The 25,679-nt window shown below is 60.4% G+C and carries 25 protein-coding genes and 4 tRNA genes; 17 read left to right on the forward strand and 12 right to left on the reverse strand.

What is annotated here, in order from left to right:
* Positions 1–15 precede the first annotated feature (15 nt).
* From gltA to sdhC, 7 genes are read right to left on the reverse strand one after another with little or no spacing between them, the layout of a single operon-like run.
* Positions 16–1,302: a citrate synthase gene (gene gltA, locus ACRRNM_RS03420; RefSeq protein ID WP_435626838.1), complete on the reverse strand. Its 1,287-nt coding sequence runs from the start codon at positions 1,300–1,302 to the stop codon at positions 16–18.
* Between the two features lie 24 nt (positions 1,303–1,326).
* Positions 1,327–1,560, reverse strand: a complete 234-nt coding sequence (locus tag ACRRNM_RS03425) for a succinate dehydrogenase assembly factor 2 (protein WP_435626839.1) — start codon at positions 1,558–1,560, stop codon at positions 1,327–1,329.
* Positions 1,557–2,252: a succinate dehydrogenase iron-sulfur subunit gene (locus tag ACRRNM_RS03430; RefSeq protein WP_435626840.1), complete on the reverse strand. Its 696-nt coding sequence runs from the start codon at positions 2,250–2,252 to the stop codon at positions 1,557–1,559. Before ACRRNM_RS03430 ends, ACRRNM_RS03425 begins: the two co-directional genes overlap by 4 nt.
* An 11-nt stretch (positions 2,253–2,263) precedes the next feature.
* Positions 2,264–3,340 carry a nuclease-related domain-containing protein gene (locus ACRRNM_RS03435; RefSeq protein WP_435626841.1) on the reverse strand — a complete coding sequence of 359 codons (1,077 nt, stop codon included), beginning with the start codon at positions 3,338–3,340 and terminating at the stop codon, positions 2,264–2,266.
* Between the two features lie 18 nt (positions 3,341–3,358).
* Entirely contained in the window at positions 3,359–5,122 is a 1,764-nt protein-coding gene (sdhA, locus tag ACRRNM_RS03440; protein ID WP_435626842.1) for a succinate dehydrogenase flavoprotein subunit, read from the reverse strand.
* Positions 5,122–5,469, reverse strand: a complete 348-nt coding sequence (gene sdhD, locus ACRRNM_RS03445; RefSeq protein ID WP_435626843.1) for a succinate dehydrogenase, hydrophobic membrane anchor protein — start codon at positions 5,467–5,469, stop codon at positions 5,122–5,124. Before sdhD ends, sdhA begins: the two co-directional genes overlap by 1 nt.
* A complete protein-coding gene (sdhC, locus tag ACRRNM_RS03450) occupies positions 5,463–5,837 on the reverse strand; it encodes a succinate dehydrogenase, cytochrome b556 subunit (protein ID WP_435626844.1) in 375 nt (124 codons plus the stop codon). Before sdhC ends, sdhD begins: the two co-directional genes overlap by 7 nt.
* Positions 5,838–5,961: 124 nt before the next feature.
* On the opposite strand from sdhC, the gene ACRRNM_RS03455 reads away from it, so the two are divergent.
* The 9 genes from ACRRNM_RS03455 to ACRRNM_RS03495 all read left to right on the forward strand — a co-directional run bounded on the left by ACRRNM_RS03455 (position 5,962) and on the right by ACRRNM_RS03495 (position 16,642).
* A complete protein-coding gene (locus tag ACRRNM_RS03455; protein WP_435626845.1) occupies positions 5,962–6,945 on the forward strand; it encodes a malate dehydrogenase in 984 nt (327 codons plus the stop codon).
* A 180-nt stretch (positions 6,946–7,125) separates the two neighbouring features.
* Entirely contained in the window at positions 7,126–7,344 is a 219-nt protein-coding gene (locus ACRRNM_RS03460) for a YfhL family 4Fe-4S dicluster ferredoxin (RefSeq protein WP_435626846.1), read from the forward strand.
* A gap of 243 nt (positions 7,345–7,587) precedes the next feature.
* Positions 7,588–10,644, forward strand: coding sequence for a formate dehydrogenase-N subunit alpha (fdnG, locus tag ACRRNM_RS03465; protein ID WP_435626847.1), 3,057 nt, complete (start codon positions 7,588–7,590; stop codon positions 10,642–10,644).
* A gap of 9 nt (positions 10,645–10,653) precedes the next feature.
* The gene (gene fdxH / locus ACRRNM_RS03470; RefSeq protein ID WP_435626848.1) at positions 10,654–11,529 is read left to right on the forward strand and encodes a formate dehydrogenase subunit beta; all 876 of its coding nucleotides are present in this window, start codon (positions 10,654–10,656) and stop codon (positions 11,527–11,529) included.
* The gene (locus ACRRNM_RS03475) at positions 11,526–12,158 is read left to right on the forward strand and encodes a formate dehydrogenase subunit gamma (protein ID WP_435626849.1); all 633 of its coding nucleotides are present in this window, start codon (positions 11,526–11,528) and stop codon (positions 12,156–12,158) included. Before fdxH ends, ACRRNM_RS03475 begins: the two co-directional genes overlap by 4 nt.
* A complete protein-coding gene (fdhE, locus tag ACRRNM_RS03480) occupies positions 12,158–13,114 on the forward strand; it encodes a formate dehydrogenase accessory protein FdhE (RefSeq protein WP_435626850.1) in 957 nt (318 codons plus the stop codon). Before ACRRNM_RS03475 ends, fdhE begins: the two co-directional genes overlap by 1 nt.
* Positions 13,111–14,556 carry an L-seryl-tRNA(Sec) selenium transferase gene (gene selA, locus ACRRNM_RS03485; RefSeq protein ID WP_435626851.1) on the forward strand — a complete coding sequence of 482 codons (1,446 nt, stop codon included), beginning with the start codon at positions 13,111–13,113 and terminating at the stop codon, positions 14,554–14,556. Before fdhE ends, selA begins: the two co-directional genes overlap by 4 nt.
* Entirely contained in the window at positions 14,495–16,486 is a 1,992-nt protein-coding gene (selB, locus tag ACRRNM_RS03490) for a selenocysteine-specific translation elongation factor (RefSeq protein WP_435626852.1), read from the forward strand. Before selA ends, selB begins: the two co-directional genes overlap by 62 nt.
* Positions 16,487–16,545: 59 nt before the next feature.
* Positions 16,546–16,642, forward strand: a tRNA-Sec gene (locus ACRRNM_RS03495).
* Positions 16,643–16,850: 208 nt separating this feature from the next.
* Here ACRRNM_RS03495 and ACRRNM_RS03500 read toward each other — a convergent pair.
* The gene (locus tag ACRRNM_RS03500) at positions 16,851–18,365 is read right to left on the reverse strand and encodes a fumarate hydratase (RefSeq protein WP_435626853.1); all 1,515 of its coding nucleotides are present in this window, start codon (positions 18,363–18,365) and stop codon (positions 16,851–16,853) included.
* A 142-nt stretch (positions 18,366–18,507) separates the two neighbouring features.
* Here ACRRNM_RS03500 and ACRRNM_RS03505 point away from each other — a divergent pair, with 142 nt between their 5' ends.
* The 5 genes from ACRRNM_RS03505 (at position 18,508) to ACRRNM_RS03525 (ending at position 21,013) form a co-directional block, all read left to right on the forward strand.
* Entirely contained in the window at positions 18,508–18,714 is a 207-nt protein-coding gene (locus tag ACRRNM_RS03505) for a SlyX family protein (protein WP_435626854.1), read from the forward strand.
* A gap of 48 nt (positions 18,715–18,762) precedes the next feature.
* Complete coding sequence (locus ACRRNM_RS03510) at positions 18,763–19,218, forward strand: TerB family tellurite resistance protein (protein WP_435626855.1); 456 nt, start codon at positions 18,763–18,765, stop codon at positions 19,216–19,218.
* 245 nt (positions 19,219–19,463) lie between these two features.
* Complete coding sequence (locus ACRRNM_RS03515) at positions 19,464–20,075, forward strand: LexA family protein (RefSeq protein WP_435626856.1); 612 nt, start codon at positions 19,464–19,466, stop codon at positions 20,073–20,075.
* A 6-nt stretch (positions 20,076–20,081) separates the two neighbouring features.
* Positions 20,082–20,558 (forward strand): LexA family protein, encoded by a 477-nt coding sequence (locus ACRRNM_RS03520; protein WP_435626857.1) that lies wholly within the window; start codon positions 20,082–20,084, stop codon positions 20,556–20,558.
* A gap of 104 nt (positions 20,559–20,662) precedes the next feature.
* Positions 20,663–21,013: a hypothetical protein gene (locus tag ACRRNM_RS03525; protein WP_435626858.1), complete on the forward strand. Its 351-nt coding sequence runs from the start codon at positions 20,663–20,665 to the stop codon at positions 21,011–21,013.
* Positions 21,014–21,080: 67 nt separating this feature from the next.
* On the opposite strand, the gene ACRRNM_RS03530 is transcribed toward ACRRNM_RS03525, so the two are convergent.
* Positions 21,081–21,192 (reverse strand) — tRNA-Arg (locus tag ACRRNM_RS03530).
* Positions 21,193–21,524: 332 nt separating this feature from the next.
* On the opposite strand from ACRRNM_RS03530, the gene ACRRNM_RS03535 reads away from it, so the two are divergent.
* From ACRRNM_RS03535 to ACRRNM_RS03545, 3 genes are all read left to right on the forward strand, one after another.
* Positions 21,525–22,280, forward strand: a complete 756-nt coding sequence (locus ACRRNM_RS03535; protein ID WP_435626859.1) for a hypothetical protein — start codon at positions 21,525–21,527, stop codon at positions 22,278–22,280.
* A 173-nt stretch (positions 22,281–22,453) separates the two neighbouring features.
* Entirely contained in the window at positions 22,454–22,972 is a 519-nt protein-coding gene (locus tag ACRRNM_RS03540) for a hypothetical protein (RefSeq protein WP_435626860.1), read from the forward strand.
* A 36-nt stretch (positions 22,973–23,008) separates the two neighbouring features.
* Positions 23,009–23,674, forward strand: coding sequence for a DUF2026 family protein (locus tag ACRRNM_RS03545; protein WP_435626861.1), 666 nt, complete (start codon positions 23,009–23,011; stop codon positions 23,672–23,674).
* A 487-nt stretch (positions 23,675–24,161) separates the two neighbouring features.
* Here ACRRNM_RS03545 and ACRRNM_RS03550 read toward each other — a convergent pair.
* From ACRRNM_RS03550 to ACRRNM_RS03560, 3 genes are all read right to left on the reverse strand, one after another.
* A tRNA-Arg gene (locus ACRRNM_RS03550) sits at positions 24,162–24,238 on the reverse strand.
* 15 nt (positions 24,239–24,253) lie between these two features.
* Positions 24,254–24,347 (reverse strand) — tRNA-Ser (locus ACRRNM_RS03555).
* A gap of 55 nt (positions 24,348–24,402) precedes the next feature.
* Complete coding sequence (locus tag ACRRNM_RS03560; protein ID WP_435626862.1) at positions 24,403–25,638, reverse strand: aspartate kinase; 1,236 nt, start codon at positions 25,636–25,638, stop codon at positions 24,403–24,405.
* Between the last annotated feature and the right edge of the window lie 41 nt (positions 25,639–25,679).

The following is a 25,679-nucleotide window of genomic DNA, read 5'->3' on the forward strand; positions in this document are numbered from 1 at the left end:
CCCTGCCCGTAACGCCTACCGCTTGTCTATCGGCACGTAATCGCGCCGTGTCGCTCCGGTGTATAACTGCCGCGGCCGGCCGATCTTGTGGTCGGCGTCCGCGATCATCTCGTTCCATTGCGAAATCCAACCCACGGTACGCGCCACCGCGAAGATCACCGTGAACATGTTGACCGGGATGCCCAGCGCGCGCAACACGATACCGGAGTAGAAGTCCACGTTCGGATACAGCTTGTGATCAATGAAATACGGGTCGCTCAATGCGACGCGCTCCAGTTCCATCGCCAGCTCGAACAGCTTGTGGTTCTCCAGCTTGAGCTCCTTCAGCACTTCGTAGCAGGTCTTGCGCATCACTGCGGCGCGCGGATCCATGTTCTTGTACACGCGGTGGCCGAAACCCATCAGGCGGTATTTCTTGTCCTTCACGCCCTGCACATATTCCTTCACGCGCGAGATGTCGCCGACCTCTTCCAGCATCTTCAGCGCGGCCTCGTTCGCGCCGCCGTGCGCCGGCCCCCACAGCGCGGCGATGCCGGAAGCGATACAGGCGAACGGGTTCGCCATGCTGGAGCCGGCCAGGCGCACCGTCGAAGTGGAGGCGTTCTGCTCGTGGTCGGCGTGCAGGATCAGAATGCGGTCCAGCGCGCGCACCAGCACCGGGTTCGGCTCGTAATCTTCAGCCGGGGTGGCAAACATCATATACATGAGGTTTTCCGCGTAGCTGAACTTGTTCTTCGGATACATGAACGGCGCGCCGGTATAGTACTTGTGCGCCATCGCCGCGAGGGTCGGCACTTTCGCGAGCATGCGCATCGCGGATATCTCGCGGTGCTGCGGATTACTGATGTCGAGCGAGTCATGGTAGAACGCCGATAGCGCGCCCACCACCCCGACCATCACCGCCATCGGATGCGCGTCGCGGCGGAAACCGGAATAGAAACGTGCGATCTGCTCGTGCACCATGGTGTGGTGCGTCACGGTATCCTTGAATCCGGCGGACTGCGCGGCATCCGGCAACTCGCCGTTTAACAGCAGGTAGCACACCTCGAGGAAATCGGATTGCTCGGCCAGTTGCTCGATGGGATAGCCGCGGTAATAGAGCAGCCCGGCATCACCATCGATGAAGGTGATCTTCGAAGCGCAACTGGCCGTGACAAAGAAAGCCGGGTCGTAGGTGAACATCCCGAGCTTGGCTAGGTTGCGGATATCCAGCACGTTCTGCCCCAGCGTGCCGGAAAGAATCGGCAGCTCGATGCTGCGCCCGTCGTCCAGAGTCAGTGTTGCGATGCGTTTGCCTTCCATTATTTTTCTCCCAAGTCTGTGCGATCAGGCAGTCCTGATCTTGTCCAGCAATGCCTGCTGCTCGCCGAATGCCGCTGCCGTCCGGCCCGCAACCATGTCCCAGAGCGGGTTGTCGGGCATGTCCAGCAGCGCCTCGAACGCCCGCCGCTCCGCCTCGCCAAGCTGTGCGTAGTGCGCCTCGACGAAGCGCCCCAGCACAATGTCCAGTTCCAGCAGTCCGCGCCGGCAGCGCCAGCGCACGCGCTCCAGGTCCTTCATACGATGCGCCTCACCATCATGTCCTTGATGTTGCCGATCGCCTCGGTCGGGTTCAATCCCTTCGGGCACACATCCACGCAGTTCATAATCGTGTGGCAGCGGAACAGCCGATACGGATCTTCCAGGTCGTCGAGACGCTCGGCGGTCGCATGATCGCGCGTATCGGCGAGGAAACGGTAGGCCTGCAGCAAGCCTGCCGGGCCGACGAACTTGTCCGGGTTCCACCAGAACGACGGGCACGCGGTCGAGCAGCAGGCGCAGAGGATGCACTCGTACAAGCCATTCAGGTGCGCGCGCTGCGTGGGCGACTGCAGCCGCTCAGTTTCCGGCGGCGGGTCGTTGTTGATCAGGTAGGGCTTGATCGAATGGTACTGCTTGAAGAACTGCGTCATGTCCACGATCAGGTCGCGGATCACCGGCAGACCAGGCAGCGGGCGCAGCTCCACCGGCTCCTTCAGCGACGCGAGCGGCGTGATGCACGCCAGCCCGTTGCGCCCGTTGATGTTCATCGCATCCGATCCGCACACCCCCTCGCGGCAGGACTTGCGCACCGACAGGCTGTCGTCCTGTTCCTTCAGCAGCAGGATAGCGTCGAGCAGCATCTTGTCACCCGGCTCGATGTCGAGGTCGTAGTCCTGCATGTACGGCCCTGCATCCACATCAGGGTTGTAGCGGTAGATACGGAATTTCATTGCTTCATTCCCTAGCTATTGACGTGAAACAAACGGCTTGTATTGCATGGTTTGCATTCAAGAAAAAATTTATTACTTTTCTTATGGGGTATTTCAACCGAGCCACAACTTGAGCATACAGACTTCAACGGGCTGTTCTTGTTGCAGTCGTTGCAGTGGAAATAGTAGTTACGCCCAAAAAGTATCGAGACATTCTCACTTGAGCAATGACTGCACACACCGCCGATCAGTCTTTCATTGACATGTGGAGCGAGGGCCGCTGTTGTTTCAACTACCGCATCTGGCAAGCCACTCGTTTTATTCTCATGTGCATTTTTTTGAGCCTCCACCTGCAATGCGGCAATAGACGAAACCATATGAGACGTCATGCGAGAGGCAGATTGAACCATAGCCGTTTGCATTCCGGTCACTAGCTTTTCAATAGCTTTTACCCTACCCGCAAAAGCCTCTTGATATTTTGGTGGGTAATTCTCTTCCACTCGCAAATGTAGCGGTTTGTGAGCTGCGCAAAGAAAATCAGCTATCTTGGCAAGATGCTCTGTACCCATTGGTGAAGGGGCGTCATGCATTTCCGCGAATTCGGCGATTCGTTTTTCGATGCGTTCGGCCACTTGATCCGCCTTGCAGACCTCCGGCAAATTTCCCGAGGTTGGCCACAAAATAACGCCGCTATCAGAGATTGCCACCTGCACGTCAAAAGCGTAGCGATCAAAAACTCCTTTGGGTTTGACGGCAAGATTCAAATAGTCGCGCATAAATCTCAATTGCAGCTTTGCCTGAATAATTGGCGAGGCCATGCCAGTAGAATCTTTCCCATACCAACGTATCCATTGGCCATCATCCTTGATTTGCACCTTACCTGCGACGCTCTTGCTTTCCACCACAACGATGCCATAACGATGCAGCACCAGGTGATCCATCTGAGCAGCGTCGCCGGCATGCTCAAGACGAATGCCGTTAAGTACAAACACATCAGGACTGGGTGCAAAAAAACGTTTCAGATAAAACGCCATTTGCTCTTCGGCTTTTTGTCCAGCAGCAGCATATTTATCTTCTGCCACAAACGGATCTAATTCCTTTTTAATCATCTTCTATATCCAAATGAATTAGTACACTCGCGCCTTGAGCGGGAACGATTCCACCGTCAATGGTTTCAAGCGCACCGGTTTGTAGGCGAGGCGCTGGCCTTCGCTGAAGTACAGGCTGTGCTTCAGCCAGTTCTGATCGTCACGCTGCGGGAAGTCGTCGCGCGCATGGGCGCCGCGGCTCTCGGTGCGCGCCGCGGCGGCGATCATGGTCGCCTGTGCGACCTCGATCAGGTTGTCGAGCTCCAGCGCCTCGATGCGCGCGGTGTTGAACACCTTGCTCTTGTCGTGGATTCCGGTGTGCGCGGCGCGCTCGGCGACCTGCCTGATCTGCTCCACGCCCTCGGCCAAGAGTTCCGGGAAGCGGAACACGCCGCAATGCTTCTGCATGGTCTTGCGCATCGCATCGCCGACATCGTGAACCCGCTCGCCGTCCTTCTGGTTTTCCAGCCGCGCGAGGCGCACCAGGGAATAGTCGGCGGAGCCGGCCGGCAGCAGCTTGGGGTGTGGATGGCTCTGCAAGTCCTCGATGATCTGCCGCGCCGCCTCACGCCCGAACACCAGCAGGTCGAGCAGCGAATTGCAGCCCAGCCGGTTCGCGCCGTGCACCGACACGCAGGCGCATTCGCCCGCCGCATACAGGCCGTGCACCACCTCCTCCGGCCCATGGTGATAGGGGGCGACGACCTGCCCGTGATAGTTGGTGGGGATGCCGCCCATCATGTAATGCGCGGTCGGCACGACGGGGATTGGTGCCTTCGCCGGATCGACATGCGCGAACTTCAGCGCGATGTCGCGGATGCCGGGCAGGCGCTGCTTGATCACGTCGTCGCCGATGTGGTCCACCTTGAGCAGGATATGGTTGCCGTGCGGGCCGCAGCCGCGCCCTTCCTTGATCTCGGTGGCGATCGCGCGCGACACCACGTCGCGGCTCGCGAGGTCCTTCGCGGTCGGCGCGTATCTCGGCATGAAGCGCTCGCCGTCCTTGTTCACCAGATAGCCGCCCTCGCCGCGCACCCCTTCGGAAATCAGCACCCCCGCGCCGTACACGCCGGTGGGATGGAACTGAAAGAACTCCATGTCCTCGAGCGGAATGCCCGCGCGCGCCGCCATGCCAAGCCCGTCGCCGGTGTTGATGTAGGCGTTGGTGCTGGACTGGAAGATGCGCCCCGCCCCGCCGGTGGCGAGCAAGGTGGCGCGTGCCTGAAAGATCATCGTCTCGCCGGTCTCGATCTCCATTGCGGTCACGCCGAGCACGTCGCCGTCCGCGTCGCGGATCAGGTCGAGCGCCATCCACTCGATGAAGAAATGCGTGTTGGCCTTCACGTTCTGCTGATAGAGCGTGTGCAGCAAGGCATGGCCTGTGCGGTCGGCCGCCGCGCAGGCACGTTGCACCGGCGTCTTGCCATAGTCCTGCATGTGCCCGCCGAACGGGCGCTGGTAGATCTTGCCCGAATCGAGCCGATCGAATGGCATGCCGAAGTGTTCCAGCTCGTACACCACTTCCGGTGCGGCTCGGCACATGAACTCGATGGCGTCCTGGTCGCCGAGATAATCCGATCCCTTCACCGTATCGTACATATGCCAGTGCCAGCTGTCCTTGCTGACGTTGCCCAGCGACGCGGCGATGCCGCCCTGCGCCGCGACGGTATGCGAGCGCGTCGGGAACACCTTGGACAGCACCGCCACCTTGAGTCCGGCATGCGCCAGATGCAGCGCCGCGCGCATCCCCGAGCCGCCAGCCCCGACCACCACCACGTCGAAAGTCCGTTTCGCAACCGCCATCACATCTCCCAAAGAATCTGCACCGCCCAGATCACGTAAAGAATCAGCACCAGTATCACCAGCACATGGATCGCCAGTCGCACCCCGGCCGGCTTCACGTAATCCATCACGATGTCGCGCACGCCGACCCACGCGTGGTAGAACACGCTCAGCAGGAACAGCAGGGTGAAGCTGCGCATCGGCTGGCTGGAGAACAGCGCCGTCCAGGTGTCGTAATCCACATAGGGCTGCAGCAGCAGGTAGCCGGCCAGTGCCACGCTGTACACCGCCATCAGCGCTGCCGTGACGCGTTGGACCAGCCAGTCGCGCAACCCGTAATGCGCGCCCGTCACCACACGGTTCACCATAGCTTCGCTCCGAGTAGAACAGTCAGCAGCAGACTCGCCGCCAGCACCACCTTGCTGCTTGCGCGCGCCTGCGCCAGTTGCACACCGTAACCCAGGTCGATCGCCAGATAGCGCAGCCCGGCGCAGAAATGATGCAGGAGCGCCCACAGCAGGCCAAGCAGCATGAGTTTTGCCAGCGGATGCGCCAGCATGTCCATAAGCCGGGTGTAAGTCTCGATGGAAAGCAGGCTGTATTGCAGCATCAGCAACAGCAGCGGCAGCGCGAGAAACAGCAATAAACCGCTGATGCGGTGGAGAATGGAGACGAAACCGGGGAGCGGCAGCTTGATGAGGTGCAAGGCGAGATGCTTCGGGCGTTGTTTGTTCATATTAGTCCCTGCCTGAGGCAATACCGATTTGCGTAATGCTACACCTTTTTCCGTGGCGCGAGAAAATCAAAACAATTATGATTCGGTTTTATTTGCTCTGGCTATTTGCTCATAGGAAAGAAACATGAAAGCACCCATCCGCGTCACCATCACCGGAGCAGCCGGCCAGATCGGCTATGCCACCCTGTTCCGCATCGCCAACGGCGACATGCTGGGGCACGAGCAGCCGGTCATCCTGCAATTGCTCGACCTGCCGCAGGCGCAGACGATGCTGCAGGGCGTGATGATGGAACTGGAGGACTGCGCCTTTCCGCTGCTGCAGCAGGTCATCATCACCGACGACCCCAAGGTCGCATTCCGGGACACCGAGATCGCCCTGCTGATCGGCGCACGGCCGCGCGGCAAAGGCATGGAACGCAAGGACCTCATCGAGGCCAACGGTGCGATCTTCTCCGAGCAGGGCAAGCTGCTCAACGAATATGCGACGCGCCACGTCAAGGTGCTGGTGGTGGGCAATCCCGCCAACACCAACGCGCTGATCGCGATGAAAAACGCCCCCGATCTCGACCCGCGCAATTTCACCTCGATGATGCGCCTCGACCACAACCGCGCCGTCGCGCAAGTCGCGCAGAAGCTGTTCCAGCCAATCCACGACATCAAGAAGATGATCGTCTGGGGCAACCACTCCGGCACGCAATACCCCGATCTCGACCATGCCGAAATTCGCGGCAAGCTGGTGCGTGAAATGCTGCCTGACCTGGGCTGGGTGGAAAAAGAATTCATCCCCACGGTGCAGAAGCGCGGCGCCGCGGTCATCGAGGCGCGCGGCCTGTCCAGCGCGGCAAGCGCCGCGAATGCCGCCATCTCGCATATCCACGACTGGATGCTCAGCGCGCACCATAACAACTGGGTGTCCATGGGCGTGCCGTCCGACGGCAGCTACGGAATTCCAGAAGGCGTGATTTACGGCTTTCCGGTGAGATGCAAACAGGGCGAATACCAGATCGTTCAGGATCTGCCGCTCAGCGAACAGGAACGCGAGCGCATGCAGGACAGCTACCGCGAACTGGTCGAAGAACGCGAGCACGTAAAACACCTGCTGGGATAAGGGTTTCGGCCACAAAAAAATTTCCGGGCGGATGCAACCGAACCGGGGCATCCGCTGTCTGACCTCCCCGAAGCGCAGCAAAGCACCCAACGATTGCGTGGAATGCGTATGCATTCGCTACGCCCTGTCCTCTGACGGGACATCATTTTTAACGGATCAAGCAACAAGGAAATCAGGAAAATGGCACTATCGATCACCGACGACTGCATCAACTGCGGCCTCTGCGAGCCGGAATGCCCGGTAGGGGCAATCTCCGAGGGCGACTACGTCTATGAAATCGACCCGAACAAATGCAACGAATGTGTGGGCTACTTCGACCAGCCGCGCTGCGTCGCCATAGGCCCGATAGATTGCTTCCTGGATGCCAACGGCAACCCGTACCGCCTGCTGCACCCGTAACAGCCCTTTCAACCGACCCGATACGCCGCATTTGTGGCCAGACATGGAGATGCCCGGCCACCGGTTTTTGCATAAATCAGCAAAAGCCTTTATTGACAATAATCCCTCAAAGTGGTCTGATGACCCTACAGAGAGCCTGTGTTTTCCCATCCTGATTTAGTCTTTGCACCGTCTTGATCCTGTCTTTAGTTCGACCCTGGTTTAGTAATGTCACCCGTTACCTAAATGAAGGAGGCAGAGAAAATGCAAGTCACACGAAGGCAATTCTTCAAGATATGCGCTGGCGGATTGGGCATGTCCGGCGTGGCGCTTCTGGGTTTCTCGCCAAACGAGGCACTCGCAGAGGTGCGCCAGTTCAAGCTGACGCGCACCACCGAGACCCGCAACACCTGCCCCTATTGTTCGGTGAGCTGCGGCCTGATCATGCACAGCATGGGGGACCGGTCGAAAAATGCCGCTTCCGAGATCATCCACATCGAGGGCGATCCCGATCATCCGGTGAACCGCGGAACGCTGTGCCCCAAGGGCGCGGCGCTAGTCGACTTCATCCACAGCCCGAACCGCCTCAAGTACCCCGAGTATCGCGCCGCCGGCTCGAACGAATGGAAGCGCATCTCCTGGGACGAGGCGTTCACCAGGGTCGCGCGGCTGCTCAAGGACGACCGCGACAAGAACTTCGTCGCGAAAAATACCGACGGCGCCACAGTCAACCGCTGGGTCAGCACCGGCTTCCTCGCGGCATCGGCGGCGAGCAGCGAAACCGGCTACATCACCCACAAACTTGTAAGGAGCCTCGGGGCTCTCGCGTTCGATAACCAGGCGCGTGTCTGACACGGACCTACGGTGGCAAGTCTTGCCCCTACGTTCGGCCGCGGCGCGATGACCAATCACTGGGTCGACATCAAGAACGCGAATGTGGTGATGGTGATGGGCGGCAACGCCGCCGAGGCGCACCCCTGCGGCTTCAAATGGGTGACCGAGGCCAAGGCGCACAACCAGGCCAAGTTCATCGTCGTCGATCCGCGCTTCACGCGCTCGGCATCGGTGGCGGACTACTACGCCCCGCTCCGCACCGGCACGGATATCGCTTTTCTGGGCGGGGTAATCAACTACCTGCTGGCCCGGGACAAAATCCAACACGAGTACGTTAAGGCGTATACCGACGCGAGCTTCATCGTGCGCGAGGATTACAAACACGAGGAGGGATTGTTCTCGGGCTACAACCCCGCAAAGCGCAGCTACGACAAGGCAAGCTGGATGTACGAGATGGGGCCGGATGGCTACGCCAAGGTCGATCCTGCACTCCAACATCCGCGCTGCGTGTTCAATCTGCTCAAGCAGCACTATTCCCGCTACACGCCGGAAGTCGTGAGCAACATCTGCGGCACGCCGAAGGACCAGTTCCTCAAGGTGTGCGAGATGATCGCCACGACGGCGGTGCCGGACCGCACGCTGACCATTCTCTATGCCCTGGGCTGGACCCAGCATTCCACGGGCTCGCAGATGATACGTACCGCGGCCATGCTGCAACTGCTGCTCGGCAACATCGGCATGGCCGGCGGCGGGGTGAACGCGCTGCGCGGCCACTCCAACATCCAGGGGCAGACCGACCTCGGGCTGCTGTCGAACCTGCTGCCGGGCTACCTGACCCTGCCGGGCGAAAAGGAGACCGACTACCAAGCGTACATCGACAAGCGTACCCTCAAACCCCTGCGGCCGGGGCAGATGTCCTACTGGCAGAACTACCCCAAGTTCCACGTCAGCCTGATGAAGTCCTGGTGGGGCGACGCGGCCACGAAGGAAAACAACTGGTGCTTCGACTGGCTGCCGAAACTCGACAAGGTGTATGACGTGTTGCAGGTGTTCGAGCTGATGGGCCAAGGCAAGATGAACGGTTATGTCTGCCAGGGCTTCAATCCGGTCGCCTCCTTCCCGAACAAGGCCAAGATCAGCGGCGCCCTCGCCAGGCTCAAGTTCCTGGTGGTGATCGATCCGCTGGCGACCGATACCTCCGAGTTCTGGAAGAACTTCGGCGAGTTCAACGACGTGGATGCGTCGAAGATACAGACCGAAGTGATCCGGCTGCCCTCCACCTGCTTCGCCGAGGAAGATGGCTCGCTGGTCAACTCGGGCAGGTGGCTGCAGTGGCACTGGAAGGGTGCCGAGCCTCCCGGCGAAGCGAAGGCCGACCCGGAGATCATCGCCGGCATCTACCTCAAGCTGCGCGAGCTGTACAAGAAGGAAGGCGGCCCCTTCCCCGATGCGCTCCTCGGTCTCACTTGGCCCTACAAGATTCCCCACGCCCCCTCCCCCGATGAGCTGGCCAGGGAATACAACGGCAAGGTGCTGGCCGACCTCACCGATCCCAAGGACCCGACCAAGGTGATCCTCAAGGCGGGCCAGCAGCTGGACGGCTTCGCCCAACTCAAGGACGACGGCAGCACCGCCTGCGGCTGCTGGATCTACTCCGGTGCCTGGACCGAGAAAGGCAACATGATGGCGCGGCGCGACAACTCGGACCCGAGCGGTCTGGGCAACACCCTCAACTGGGCGTTCGCCTGGCCGGCCAACCGGCGCATTCTCTACAACCGCGCTTCCGCCGACCCCGCGGGCAAGCCATGGGATGCGAAGCGCAAGCTGATCGGCTGGGACGGCGCCAAATGGGGCGGAACCGATATCCCGGACTTCAAGGCCGACGTGCCTCCGGGCGACCCCATGAACCCCTTCATCATGAACCCGGAAGGCGTGGCGCGCCTGTTCGCCGTGGACAAGATGGCGGAAGGCCCCTTCCCCGAGCATTACGAGCCTTTCGAGACGCCCCTTGACACCAACCCGCTTCATCCCAAGGTGGTGAGCAACCCGGCGGCGCGCGTGTTCAAGGCCGATATGGAGGGCTTCGGCAAATCCAGGGAATTCCCCTATGCGGGCACCACCTACCGCCTCACCGAGCACTTCCACTTCTGGACCAAGCACACCAAACTGTCGTCTATCCTCCAGCCCGAGCAGTTCGTGGAGATCGGCGAGGAGCTCGCGAAGGAGAAGGGCATCAAGGCAGGCGACCGGGTGAAGGTTACCTCCAGCCGCGGCTACATCAAGGCGGTAGCGGTGGTGACCAAGCGCATCAAGCCGCTGCAAGCCAACGGCAAGACAGTCCACCACGTGGGCATTCCGATCCACTGGGGCTTCAAGGGCGTGGCCAAAAACGGCTACATCGCCAACACCCTGACCCCCTTCGTGGGTGACGCAAATACCCAGACGCCGGAGTTCAAGTCGTTCCTGGTCAACATCGAGAAGGCATAGGAGGCGATCATGACACTTCAATCCCTTGATATCCGGCGTCGTTCCGCCACCACCACCCCGCCGCCCGGCCAGCGCAAGACGCTGGAAGTGGCGAAGCTGATCGACGTCTCCAAATGCATCGGCTGCAAGGCCTGCCAGGTGGCCTGCATGGAATGGAACGACACACGCGACGCGATCGGGACCAACACGGGGGTTTACGACAATCCGCGCGACCTCACCGAAAGTTCGTGGACGGTGATGCGCTATACCGAACTGGAAACTGACCGTGGACTGGAATGGCTGATCCGCAAGGACGGCTGCATGCACTGTTCCCATCCGGGTTGCCTCAAATCCTGCCCCGCGCCGGGCGCCATCGTGCAGTACAGCAACGGCATCGTCGATTTCCACGAGGAATACTGCATCGGCTGCGGCTACTGCATCACCGGCTGCCCGTTCAATATCCCGCGCATCTCCAAAAAGGACGGCAAGGCATACAAGTGCACGCTGTGCTCCGACCGCGTGGCGGTAGGGCTGGAGCCGGCCTGCGTCAAGACCTGCCCCACCGGCGCGATCGTGTTCGGCAGCAAGGAGGACATGCTCCAGCACGCCGAGGAGCGCATCGTCGATCTCAAATCGCGCGGCTACGGGAATGCCGGGCTGTACGACCCGCAGGGAGTTGGTGGCACGCATGTGATGTACGTGCTGCAGCACGCCGACCATCCGCAGCTCTACAATGGGCTGCCCAAGGACCCGCACATCAGCCCGCTGGTCAGCCTGTGGAAGGGCTTCGCCAAACCGCTGACCTCCTTGGCGATCGGGCTCGTCGCCATCGGCAGCATCTTCCACTACGTGACGAAAGGGCCGAACGAGGTTTCCGAAGACACCGAGAAGGAGCTCGAGCCATGAAACACGATCCCGACGATGTGGTCCGCTATACTGCCGCCGAGCGCCTCAACCACTGGATGGTGGCAATAACCTTCATCCTGCTGGCGCTATCGGGCCTGGCTTTCTTCCACCCCATGTTCTATCCGCTGATCCAGCTTTTCGGCGGCGGCACCTGGACGCGCATCCTGCACCCCTTCATCGGGGTATTGATGGCGCTCTCGTTCACCTCCATGTACTTCCGCTTCTGGAAGCTGAACATCGTGACGCCCGCCGACCGTGAATGGCTGCGCCATGCCCGCGAACTGGCGGAGGGCAACGAGCAGAACATGCCGAAGGTCGGCAAGTACAACGGCGGCCAGAAAGTGCTGTTCTGGCTGCTGGTGGGCAGCATGGCGATACTGCTCGTGTCCGGCTTCGTCATGTGGCGAGCCTATTTCTCGGCGCTGTTCCCGATCGGCCTTATCCGCCTTTCCTCGCTCGCGCACGCGGCGGTCGCGGCGCTCATGATCATCCTGATCATCGGGCACACCTATCTCGCCATCTGGACCAAGGGTTCCATCCGCGCCATGACCCGTGGCACCGTCAGCCGCGCCTGGGCAAAACAGCACCATGCGCTCTGGTATCAGGAAACGACAAGGAGCGAAAAATAATGAGCTCGACGATACTGCAACCGGGAGAAATCGAAACGCCGGCAGGCAAGATTCCCTTTCTGCACCTGCCGGAACGCCAGAGCGTTTTCCGGCAACGTGCGCAGCGCCTCAGGAGCCTCGCGGCAAATCACCCGATGGCGGACTTCCTTTTTTTCATGGCGCATCTCGCGGATGCGCAGCAGGCGGCGCTGGAGACCTTCCCCGACGTTCCCCTGCCCGACGCGGAAGCGCTGCATCTGTGCCGCGAGCACGGCATGCCGCCCCTGGCCGCGATGGGATGGCAGCGCGATCCCGCGTGGCGGACAATGCTGCAGGGGATGATGCTCTGCCTGGCTCCACACGCCAATGCTACGGTGGGAAAAACGATCCTCAGGCTGCAGGGGATGCCGGCTCACGAACTGGAAGCACTCGCCGGAAGGATACTCCGTGTGGAATGCGCCGATGCCGACCTTGCACCGGCACCCCTCGTGGCGTCCGCCCTGCAGGTCTACTGGGCTCACATGGCGACCTCCCTCGGCGAAGGCGCTTTTGCCCGCGGCGACATCGCCAACCTCTGCCCGGTCTGCGCCTCGGCCCCGGTGGCGAGCACGGTGCAAAACGGCGGAGCCGAACACGGGCTGCGCTACCTGCAGTGTTCGCTTTGCAGCGTGGAGTGGCACATGGTGCGCGTCAAATGCAGCAACTGCGAGGCGACCAGCGGCATCTCCTATTACGGCATCGAAGGCTCCGAGGCCCCGGTCAGGGCGGAAGCCTGCGAAGAGTGCGGCTCCTACCTGAAAATCCTGTACATGGAAAAAGACCCGCATGTCGAAGCGGTAGCGGACGACCTTGCCACCCTCGCGCTGGACGTGATGATGAACGGGAACGGCCTGCCGCGCAGCGGGCCGAACCTCCTGCTGGTCTCCGCCTGCGACATCGGGGACCATGACGCGATGTCCCGCCGGTATTCCGCATGAGCGCCCGCGCTGCTGCAACCGAATCCAGCCTGCTTTCCATTCCCTCGGTGGACCGCGTGCTCAACCTGCCCGCGGTGCGCGCGCTCGCGGAGGAGTTCGGCCGCAACGCGGCGCTGGCCGCAACGCGCACCACGCTGTCGCAGATGCGCGACAAGGCGGCGCAAGGCGGCATCCTGCCGGGCGACGCATTCGCCGAACCGCACCTCGCCGCAGCCCTGCGCGCCTGGCTGGAGGCGGCCTCGCGGCCTGCATTGCGCGCGGTCTTCAACCTCACCGGCACCGTGCTGCACACCAACCTCGGACGCGCCCTGCTGCCCGAAGAGGCAATCAGCGCCGTGGCGCAGGCGATGGCCTGGCCCTGCAACCTGGAATACGACGTCAAGGGCGGCGCGCGCGGCGACCGCGACAGCCTCGTCGAGCCGCTGCTGTGCGAGCTCACCGGAGCCGAGGCCGCGACGGTGGTCAACAACAACGCCGCCGCGGTGTTCCTCGCGCTCAACACCCTGGGCCGGAGCAAGGAGGTCATCGTCTCGCGCGGCGAACTGGTGGAAATCGGCGGCGCCTTCCGCGTGCCGGACATCATGAGCCGCTCCGGCGCGAAGCTTAAGGAAATCGGCACCACCAACCGCACCCACCTCAGTGACTTCGCGGCCGCCATCTCGCCGAAGACCGGCATGCTGCTCAAGGTGCACACCAGCAACTACGCCATCGTCGGCTTCACCGCTGCCGTGCCGGAACCGGAGCTCGCGCAGCTTGCGCATGCGCATGATCTGCCGTTCATGATCGACCTCGGCAGCGGCACGCTGGTCGACCTCGCGCGCTGGGGACTGCCCGCCGAACCCACGCCGCAGAAATCGCTGGCTGCGGGCGTCGATCTCGTCACCTTCAGCGGCGACAAGCTCCTCGGCGGCCCGCAGGCGGGCGTCATCGTCGGACGGCGCGACCTGATCGCGAGGATCAAGAAGAACCCGCTGAAGCGCGCGCTGCGCCTCGACAAGATGACGCTCGCGGCGCTCGAAGCCATCCTGCGGCTGTATCGCGACCCCGACCGCTTGGCCGAGCGCCTCCCCACCCTCCGCCTGCTGACGCGGCCGACGGACGACATCAAGGCCGTTGCCGCGCGGGTGCTGCAGCCGCTGCAGAACACGCTTGCGCAAGACTACAGCGTTTCGCATTACGCCTGCTCCAGCCAGATCGGCAGCGGCTCGCTGCCGGTGGAGCGCCTGCCCAGCCATGGCCTCGCCATACGCTCCGCTAGGAAAGGGCGCGGCGAAGGTTCGGCGCTGGAAAAACTCGCCACCGCCTTCCGCGCCCTGCCCGCCCCGGTGATCGGGCGCATCGAGGATGGCGCGCTGGTATTGGACCTGCGCTGCCTGGAGGATGAAGCCGGCTTCGTCGCGCAACTGGAAAAACTCAGCTTTAAGGCCAGAGGCCAGGGATGATTTTCGCTGCGTAGTTTTTCTTCCAAAAATTTCTCCGCATGATTACATGATCGTCGGCACCGCAGGCCACATCGACCACGGCAAGACCTCGCTCGTGAAAGCACTCACCGGCGTGGACACCGACCGCCTCAAGGAAGAGAAGGCGCGCGGCATCACCCTCGATCTCGGCTACGCCTACTCGCCCCTGCCCGAGGGCGGCGTGCTCGGGTTCATCGACGTGCCGGGCCACGAGAAGCTGGTGCACAACATGCTCGCGGGAGCGACCGGCATCGACTTCATGCTGCTGGCGGTGGCCGCCGACGACGGCCCCATGCCGCAGACCCGCGAGCACCTGCAGATCCTCAGCTTGCTTGGCCTCACGCGCGGTGCGGTGGCGCTGACCAAGATCGATCGCGTGACGAAACAGCGCCTCGATGAAGCCTATGCCGAAACGGCATCGCTGCTGAAGGGAACTCCGCTGGAGGACAGCCCGATCTTCCCGCTCTCCACGGTGAGCGGCGAAGGGGTGGAGCTGCTGCGCAATTACCTCGCGGAGGCCGCAGCCGCCCTGCCGCCCCGCCCTCCTGCGGGAAATTTCCGGCTGGCGGTGGATCGCTGTTTCACTCTCGCCGGCACCGGCACCGTGGTCACGGGCACGGTGTTTTCGGGGGCGGTGCGGGTGGGCGACCATCTGTTGCTGTCGCCGTCCGGCATCGAAGTGCGGGTGCGCAGCATCCACGCGCAAAACCGCCCGGCGGAAACCGGGCTGACGGGCCAGCGCTGCGCACTCAATCTCGCGGGAACGGATTTCGACAAAAGCGGCGTGCGCCGCGGCGACTGGCTTCTGGCCGAAGCCGCGCATGCGCCGACGCAGCGCCTCGACGTGCGGCTGCGGTTGCTGCCGGGCGCGGAACGCGCGCTGCGCCACTGGTCGCCGGTGCATTTCCATCTCGGCTCGGCCGATGTCCCGGTGCGGGTGGTGCTGCTGGAGCACGAGCTGCTCGAACCCGGAGCCAGCGGCCTCGCGCAGGTCGTGCTCGATCGTCCGATTGGTGCTCTGCGCGGCGACCGCTTCATCATCCGCGACCAGTCCGCGACCCGCACCGTCGGCGGCGGCATGGTGCTCGACCTCTTCCCGCCGGCACACAAGCGCCGCACGCCGGAACGCCTCGCCATGCTTGCCGCACTCGAACAGCCCTCCGCGCACGCAGCCTTGCGAGGCATGCTCGACGCCGCGCCCAACGGCATCGATCTCAGGCGCTTCATCATCTCCGCGAACCTCAGCCCGGCGGAAGCCGACGCGCTGCGCCGCGCTGTGCCGCTGACTGAGGTCAACGGCACCGCCTTCCCCGTACATGCCTGGAACGAGTTGCGGCAGACTGTGCTGGATTGCCTCGCAGATATGCACCGGCTGTCTCCCGACCTTCTCGGACCGGATGCGGGCAAGCTGCGCACGCTGGCAGCGCCGCATCTGCCGCATGCCGTCTTCGGCAGCCTGCTCCGGGAGTTGCGCGATGAGGGGCGCATCGTCCAGAGCGGCCCCTGGCTGCACCTGCCGGAGCATCGCATCGCGCTTTCCGCCACCGACCAGAAGCTCTGGCAGAGGCTCGCGCCGCTGCTGCTGGAGCAGCCCTTCCAGCCGCCCCGGGTGCGCGACCTGGCGCATGCCCTGCAGATGGGCGAGGCGCACGTCCGGCTGCTGTTGCAGCAGGTGGCAACGCTGGGGGAAGTTTACCGCGTGGCCCACGACCACTACTTCATGGCGCAGTCGGTCGGGCAGCTTGCCGCCATCGTGCGCGAAATCGCGGCGAAGCAAGCAGACGGCAAGGTCACCGCGGCCCTGTTCCGCGACCGCATCGGCACGGGACGCAAGCTCGCCATCCAGATCCTGGAGTTTTTCGACGCCAGCGCAGTGACCCGGCGCGCGGGCGACGCACATCACCTGCGCTGAGGCGTTTGGGATATCCTACGCGCTGCCAGTCAATTGTCCTGATCGAAAATCTGATTGCTGGAAGAGATACGTTCCCCGGTGGGGCGGCCAGACTTCAAATCTGGCAAGGGCCGTCAGTCGGTTCTTGGTGGGTTCGACTCCCACTCTTTTCCGCCAGAAATTTCAGCCTGCGAGATAGTTCCCTCCGTCATACCGGCGAAGGCCGGTATCCAGTGGCGCGCAATGCGCGCCAGTCAAAATAAAAGCTCGCTTCCCTTCGACAAGCTGATGGAACTACTAGCCATTCGACTAAGCCCGCAAGCGGGCAAGTCGCTGGTTATCAGGGCGAACGGGCTTCAAAGACCTCTGGTGGAGATCAATGAGCTCAGGCTTTAACCGCCTTGCCGATCTTCACGCGCCATTCCGCCGGGCCGGTCTCGTGCACCGAGGTGCCCTGACTGTCCACCGCCACCGTGACCGGCATGTCCTGCACGGTGAATTCGTAGATGGCTTCCATGCCGAGGTCGGCGAAGGCCAGCACCTTCGAAGCCTTGATCGCCTTGGATACTAGGTAGGCCGCGCCGCCGACCGCCATCAGGTACACGGCCTTGTTGCGCTTGATGGCTTCGATGGCCTCCGGGCCGCGCTCGGACTTGCCGACCATGCCGATCAGGCCGGTCTTTTCCAGCATCATGCCGGTGAACTTGTCCATGCGCGTCGCGGTGGTGGGGCCGGCGGGGCCGACCACCTCGTCGCGCACCGGATCAACCGGACCGACGTAATAGATGAAGCGGTTGGTGAAATCCACCGGCAGCTTCTCGCCCTTCGCCAGCATGTCGGCAATGCGCTTGTGCGCGGCGTCGCGCCCCGTGAGCAGCTTGCCGGAGAGCAGCAGCGTCTCGCCGGGTTTCCAGCTCGCCAGTTCCTCGCGCGTGACGGTATCGAGGTTGACGCGTCGCGACTCAGCGGAGGCATGCCATTCGATCTTCGGCCAGTCGTCCAGCGAGGGAGGCACAAGCTCAGCCGGGCCGCTGCCGTCGAGGGTAAAGTGGACGTGGCGCGTCGCGGCGCAGTTGGGAATCATCGCGACCGGCAGGCTCGCGGCATGGGTCGGGTAGTCCATGATCTTCACGTCCACCACGGTGGTGAGGCCGCCCAGCCCCTGCGCGCCGATGCCCAGCGCGTTGATCTTCTCGAACAGTTCCAGGCGCAGTTCCTCGATGCGATTTTTCGCGCCGCGCGCCTGCAGCTCCTGGATGTCCACCGGCTCCATCAATGCTTCCTTGGCGAGCAGCATGGCCTTCTCCGCCGTGCCGCCGATGCCGATGCCCAGTATCCCGGGCGGGCACCAGCCCGCGCCCATCTCGGGCAGGGTCTCCAGCACCCAGTCCACGATGCTATCCGAAGGATTGAGCGCGGCGAACGCGGATTTATTCTCCGAACCGCCGCCTTTCGCGGCGAGGGTTATTTCCACCTTGTCACCGGGGACGATCTCGAAATGGATCACCGCGGGCGTGTTGTCTTTCGTGTTCTTGCGCGCACCGGCCGGGTCGGCGAGCACCGAGGCACGCAGCGTGTTGTCGGGGTTCAGGTAGGCGCGGCGCACGCCCTCGTTGACCATGTCGGCGACACTCATCTTCGCATCATCCCAGCGCACGTTCATGCCCACCTTGACGAAGGCCGTCACGATGCCGGTGTCCTGGCAGATCGGCCGGTGCCCCTGCGCGCTCATGCGCGAGTTGGTGAGGATCTGCGCGATCGCGTCGCGCGCCGCGGGCGACTGCTCGCGCTCGTAAGCCTTGCCCAGCGCCTGGATGTAGTCGAGCGGATGGTAGTAGGAGATGTATTGCAGTGCGTCGGCGACGCTGGAGATGATATCTTCTTGGCGGATGGTAGTCATTTCGGGTTTCGGAAGTTAAGCATGCGGATTTCAGGGCGCGATTCTAGCGGAATACCCCGTTCGGTTAAACCCGCACCACGCATGAATCCCGATCCCGCGCTAAAATAGCTCCCGAGGCAGCCGCCGAACTTGCAGAGCCATCATGACCGAAGAACGTCTGGAAAACATCGAAGCAAAAATCACCTATCAGGAAGACCTAGTCGAAGAGCTGAACAAAACGGTCTATCAGCAGCAAAAAAAGCTGGAACGGCTAGAAGCGATTTGCCAATCGCTCGCAGGGCAACTCAAATCGCTGACTGAAGCAAGGAATGAGGGAATGCCCGCGAACGAAAGGCCGCCGCATTATTAGCGCACCGCCTATGTCATCAAGAATTCCTGTTGAAAATAGCGACCCGCCATGCTGAACAAATTAAGTGATTTTCTCTCTGCGACCATTGCCCCCGCCGACACCGGGAGCCGCCCCGAACACACCCTGCAACTGGCAACCGCCGTGCTGCTGATCGAAGTCATGCAGTCGGATGCCGACAGCACCGGCGAAGAGCAGGCGGCAATACTCAATATCCTCAAACAGAGATTTTATTTGTCGGATGCGGAAGTGGCGCAACTCTCCGACCTCGGACACCGCAAGTCAAAAGCTGCCAACGATCTTCAGCAGTTTACGTCCCTCATCAACCGGGAACTGGAGCTGTCCGAAAAGGTTTGCATCATCGAATACATGTGGCAAGTCGCCTATGCCGACGGGAAAATCAGCGCACATGAAAACCATCTGATGCGCAGGATCGTCGATCTCCTCCACATCCCGCATGGCGACAACATAGCCGCCAAGATGCGCGCCAAACCTGCCGGGCTGTAAAACACAAGGAAATTACTGGATTGAGCGAGTCAGGGAACGGGTGTATAAAAAATCGAAGTCGCAGTAAATTTGCAAACACGGGGGGCTCCAAATACATTAGCCCCGAACACTAGCAGCAACCTCCCCTGAAAACCATATGCCGAAATATCCAGGCATAGGCGGGAAGCCGCCTTTCCCATAAGGCTTGACAGCAGAACGTTCGTTCTTTTATAGTGCCAGTACGTTCGTTCTGTACAGGTGTCCCCATGACCGATTTCGATTCCCCCTCGCCCGAGTCCAACCCCAGGGACGCGGAGTATCTCGCCCGGCTGCAGGACTATTACGCCGACTGGAAGAGCATCCCCTCCTACGCTTCGCTGTGCGAGGTGTTCGGCATCGCCTCCAAATCCTGGGTCAAGGCGATTCTGGACCGGCTCGGCAAGGCCGGTTTTATCGAGCGCACGCCGGACGGGGTCTGGGTGCCGACACGCCAGTTCTTCGCGCGGCCGCTCGCCGAGTCTTCGGTGCAGGCCGGCATGCCGGTGTCGGTTACGGCAACGCAGGGGGACTATTACGTCATCGACGAGTTGCTGATCGACAAGCCCTCAACGACGACGCTGATCCCGGTGAAGGGCGATTCGATGATCGACGCCGGCATCCATGATGGAGACATCGCCGTCGTCGAGAAGCGCCTGACCGCCAACCTCGGCGACATCGTGGTGGCCATCGTGGACAACGAGTTCACGCTCAAGACCCTGGACAAGGAGCGCGGCCAGTTCGTGCTGCGCCCAGCCAATCCCGCCTTTCCGGTGATCCGCCCGCACGGCTCGCTGGAAATCTTCGGCGTGCTGACCGGCCTGATCCGCAAATACCGGTAAATAATCATGCAACAGACCCTACCCGGCCTTGGCCGCCGCACCCCGCCTTCCGCCCTGCTCTCCCTGACACACCCGAACCGGGAGCTTTTCCACCGGCATCACGCCCTGCTGCGCAAGGCGGTTCCGGCGGGCATCCCCTCGCCCGCCGACGACCAAGTGAAGCAGCACCTGAGCCTCGACGAGCATCTCGTGGAGCACAAGGAATCGACCTTCTTCATGCGGGTCGGCGGCGATTCGATGCGCGGCCTCGGCATCTTCGACGGTGACCTGCTGGTGGTGGACCGCTCCGTGCTCGCCGCCCACGGCTGCGTAGTGATCGCAGTGGTGGACGGCGAATTCACCGTGAAGCAGTTGCTGCACACGCCGGAAGGCAAGATGCTGCGCGCGGCACACCCGGACTACCCCGACATGATGATCGGACCGGGGCAGGATTTCGCCGTCTGGGGCGTGGTGACCTGGAACGTGCATAGGCACAATTCGTAGGCCATGCAGCGCCATCGCGCTGCAACTTCGCAGCACGAAAAAACTCAAGAAACACCGCAGCCTGCCGATAACAAGGCTGTTCAAGGCTTTATAAACTTATAAAAATGGCAAAGGACATCACCGATTACCGAACCCATGATTTCATCAAGGCCGAACCGAACGTAGTATGCGGACAGGTACTGATGGATCGCCAGCGGCATGTCGCCATCGTGGCGAAGAAGATGCCCTCCTCCTTCCACCTCATCTGCGTCAATTCCGGAACGCTGAAGGTCAGGAAGTACACGCCGCAGCAACTCACCGACGAGTGGATGGACGCGGAATATCCTTACGAGAAGGCATTAGCCCATCTGCTGAACATGGGCCAAAAGCACGGCGCTACCGAAACCGCCCGATCCCTGCTGGATGAATTGGTTAGAAACGGGAAAGAGCCAATGCAGGGCAGGCTGTTCTGGTAAGCGGCAACAATCCAGTCGCTGAAAAGAAAAATCGCCTAGCGAGTCAACGCTAGGCGATTTGTTAATTTGGCGCGCCCGAAGAGATTCGAACTCCTGACCCCTTGGTTCGTAGCCTGTGACATCAGGCGGCATGGCTAATTTAATCAAATAGTTGTTCATGCTACCACTTCTTTAAGCGCCTATAAATGTCTATGAGTGCGGTAAAAGTCGTGCAACACTTAAGTAGCCGGCAGTCGATTAATCCAACACAAAGTTGTATGGGCTGAAGCACTTGGTAGTGCTGCCTAAATTTGTAGTAGTCGCGATCTGACCTAGCAGGCTCGATGTCCGATAGTCGGCCATTACTTGCCGTTCAACCCTCCCCCGCTTGAACGGCTGCAGTAGCGCACAAAGCTGCCTGCGCAGTCTCTACAAAACCCGGGGCGATTCACTGTTTGCCGACGTAAAACATTCGTGCTACGCTATTCAACATGTTCCGTTTCGGCGGACTGGGCCATCTGCGGCCTCGGTTATGAGCGACCCAAAACGCAGGATGCTGAGTGGCACCATCGATACGAGTGCCCCCAAAACAGCATCGAATCATTTGTTTTACGTTGGCCAGTACAGATCTTTTTCAGTCATGTGCATTTGGCCGGTTAAACGCTCAGACGGCACGCACACCTACGACTTGAAGAGGCTTTTTATGCGCCACAAAATCGACATCGATTACACTAAACAAGCGGCAGACCATCTGCGCGAAGAAAGCAAGCGCCTTGGCGCAAGCTCAGAAATCAAATCTGGTCACGCTCACATGCTCGTAGCCGCAGCATTCGGCTACAACACGCGCAAGGCGATGCAGGATGACCCCAAGGGTCCATATTTTCACGACCAGAGGCTTAGCAGTGAAGCCGGAGACGTTGAGAAGATCAAGGAAGTTATCGGGCACATGAATGGGGCACCGGTTCAACCCGAACAGGCTCCGTTGATCGCCGGCATCATCCAAGATGGTCTGACGCCTGCATGCATCGAATGCGGCACCCACAGCTCTCATAGCGAACCGCTTGGCCTTGTTGAACCTGGTGATGATTCGGAATGGGTTTGCCCAAGTTGCGCAAGGGACGAATACCAGTACGGACGTTGCCGCTGCTGTGGTGATGACAAGCTCTTCCGCTTGGAGGACTTGGACGACAAAGGGCTTTGCAAAGAGCACGAGGGTGAATTCGATTACAGCCAGGAAGAATTGGACGACATGGAGAGTTTTATCGAAAACGTCCAAAAAGACGGCTGACCAGATAAGTTCTGAGTGATTTCTTTTTTGACAGGCCCCTTCTTGGGGCTTGTTTTTTGGCTGTTCAACTCACGTAATCCCCACTTACAATCGACGGCTATTCAATGTGGATGGACGAAGCAGCCTTTCTGCTAAGCCAATATCTGCTGTTCTGCTTGTGATGGGGATTAAGAGTGGAAGCATTTCGCGCATTTGTGACCGGACCATATCAAACGGCCAAGATCGATTTTGAAAATAAGAGTTGGCACACCGATGCGGGCATCAAGGATGTGCCTGGCTGGTATTTCGTGACGACGAACGCTCCGGTGTCCGTGCTGGCTGCCCAGACGCTTTGGGATACCACCTACATCCAGAAGCAAAACAAGAAGAAGGCTTCGGTCAAGAATTACAATCTTGCGGTGCGAGCTGGCCGACACACAGACGATCTGGCGCGGTTCTGGAATACGACGATTGTCTATTCCGGGATGGCATCAAGCCTGAGAAACCGTGCCAGGGAACACACGTTTGGTGATCCCGGCACAGGTGGCCTAGCTCTCTATCGCTATCCTGCGCTGGCCGACTACAACTGGACTTTCAGCTTCCTGCGCCTCGATGCCCACTTCGAACATTGCGACGACACGGCCACCATTTTGAAGCTGGGTGAGCAGATGTGGCGATCTGCCAACGGCTGGCCGCTGCTTTGCGCTGAATGACCTGAATAGCTACTGAACCTCAGAATTGGCTTAGCAATGAAAAAAACTAAATCAACACCACTCCCGCTCTCCTTTGCCGACTACGGACGGCTGAACCGTATTCTGGTTACCGTCCTAAACAGCGTGGATGCTCATACCGCCAACGGGTGCGTGTTTTTCACGATGGTTGGTAGCTATATCCTCGACAAGGCATTCGGGCTTAAAACTCAACCCGTCTGCGGTTCTGCCTTCTTCCATGTCGATGATGCAACTGACTTTGTGATGGCTTTTACGGACATGGAGACTTTCGAAAAGGGAGAAGTCGCCAGCCACAACGAAGCCTTTCATGCTTGGATCGAATGCAATGGCGTTGTGATTGACCTCATGGCACCGATCTTCCGGGAGAACCTTCTGAAGAAAATCCCGGACTCGAAACTGCGCCTGCCACGGAAAATGTTCCAGAGGCCCAAATCAGAAATGGCCAATTCCCCATTCGAACTGGTACGAGAAGGCGACTTCTATCTGCAAGTGAATCCGGCACTGACCAATGAGTTGATCAAGTTGTTCATGAGCCGAGCTGAAAATGGTGACCTGGCAGATGTCTGCCGACAGTGGTTCAAGCCGACCCCAAAGGCAATTCTTTCTGAGCTTGGCCTGGCAAGTAACGACGGAACACAGAGGGTGATGAAGCTGGAAAAACTGGAACTCGTCGGCAAATGGTGATCAATCGTCGAACGACGATCTATGCCAGTCATCGTGATCATGAAGGAGACTTGTCGAGTCGTTAAGCATTTCGTTGTCGAATCCGTATGGGTTAGCTGCTACATCAAGCCCGGGCGGGTCCGAAGTTTTGTGTAAACCGGACGTGTTCGACTCATCCCCGGCAGACCGCTTTGGCCGACTATCGGACATCGCCTGCCAGATCAGGTCGCGACTACCACACCTAATTAAATTGTAGATATCCGCCATTCCTTCAACCCTCTAAGGTGGGGAGAAATTGGCGCTTACGAACTCAGAAAGGATTGAACTCCTGACCCCTTGGTTGAGCACCAAATCTATACTGGGAATATTTTGGGCCACGGATTCAACACATTGAAAACATGTGAGGATAGAGTTAGTGCCGATGAGTGTTTATAGGTGCGAAATCGTGCAAAAGTCGTGCAGAAAGAAAAACGGGCTAAGCCATTTCTGACCTAACCCATTGATTTTATGGCGCGCCCGAAGAGATTCGAACTCCTGACCCCTTGGTTCGTAGCCAAGTACTCTATCCAGCTGAGCTACGGGCGCGTAATGCTAGTTGCCTGGCGGAGAGGGAGGGATTCGAACCCTCGATACAAGTTTAAGCTCGTATGCGCCCTTAGCAGGGGCGTGCCTTCGACCTCTCGGCCACCTCTCCGAAGGCCGCGCATAGTAATGTATCCGACCCGAAAGGTCAAACGATTACGCGCGTATTACGCATCTTCCTGATCGAGATCGAAGGCTTTGTGCAGCACGCGCACGGCCAACTCCAGATACTTCTCGTCGATGACCACGGAAATCTTGATTTCGGAGGTGGAAATCATCTGGATGTTGATGCCCTCTTCCGCCAAAGTACGGAACATTTTGCTGGCAATGCCGACATGCGAACGCATCCCGACGCCAACCACCGAGACCTTGGCGGCCTTGTTGTCGCCGACCACGTCGCGTGCGCCGATGTGCGGTTGCACCTTGCCTTTCAGGATGTCCATCGCCTTGACGAATTCGTTGCGATGCACGGTGAAAGAGAAGTCGGTCGTGCCGTCCACGCCGACGTTCTGGATGATCATATCCACGTCGATATTGGCGTCGGAGACTGGCCCCAAAATCTGGTAGGCGATGCCGGGCTTGTCGGGCACGCCCAACACGGTGATCTTGGCTTCGTCGCGGTTGAACGCGATTCCGGAGATGATGGCTTGTTCCATTTTGTCGTCTTCCTCAAAAGTAATCAGCGTGCCTTCGCCCGGCTCATCCAGAAACGAAGACAGCACGCGCAGCTTGACCTTGTATTTCCCGGCGAATTCCACCGAGCGGATTTGCAGCACCTTGGAGCCGAGGCTCGCCATCTCCAGCATCTCCTCGAAGGTGATGCTCTTCAGGCGACGTGCCTCGGGCACCACACGCGGGTCGGTGGTGTAAACGCCGTCTACGTCGGTGTAAATCTGGCATTCGTCAGCGCGCAGCGCTGCGGCAACCGCTACGCCGGTGGTATCCGATCCGCCGCGTCCCAGCGTGGTGATGTTGCCGTGCTCATCCTCACCCTGAAAGCCGGCCACGACCACCACGCAGTCGTTGGCGAGATCGGCGCGGATGTTCTGCTCGTCGATACTCACGATGCGCGCCTTGGTGAAAGCACTGTCGGTGAGGATCCTGACCTGTGCGCCAGTGTAGCTCTTCGCCTTCAGGCCGATGTCCTTAAGCGCCATCGCCAGCAGGCCGATGGTGACCTGCTCGCCGGTGGAAATAACCACATCCAGCTCGCGCGGATCAGGGTGTTTCTGGATTTCATGGGCCAGCGCAACGAGACGGTTGGTTTCGCCGCTCATCGCGGAGACCACCACCACGACCTGATGCCCCTGCGCCTTGAACTTCGCGACGCGGCGCGCCACGTTTTTGATGCGCTCGGGGCTGCCGACCGATGTGCCGCCGTACTTCTGAACTATCAATGCCACGATATTTATGTCCGACTTGAAAAATGGACGCAATTCTAACG

Origin of the sequence: Ferrigenium straubiae (genome assembly GCF_051257895.1) — a bacterium.
Classification (GTDB): Bacteria; Pseudomonadota; Gammaproteobacteria; order Burkholderiales; family Gallionellaceae; genus Gallionella; species Gallionella straubiae.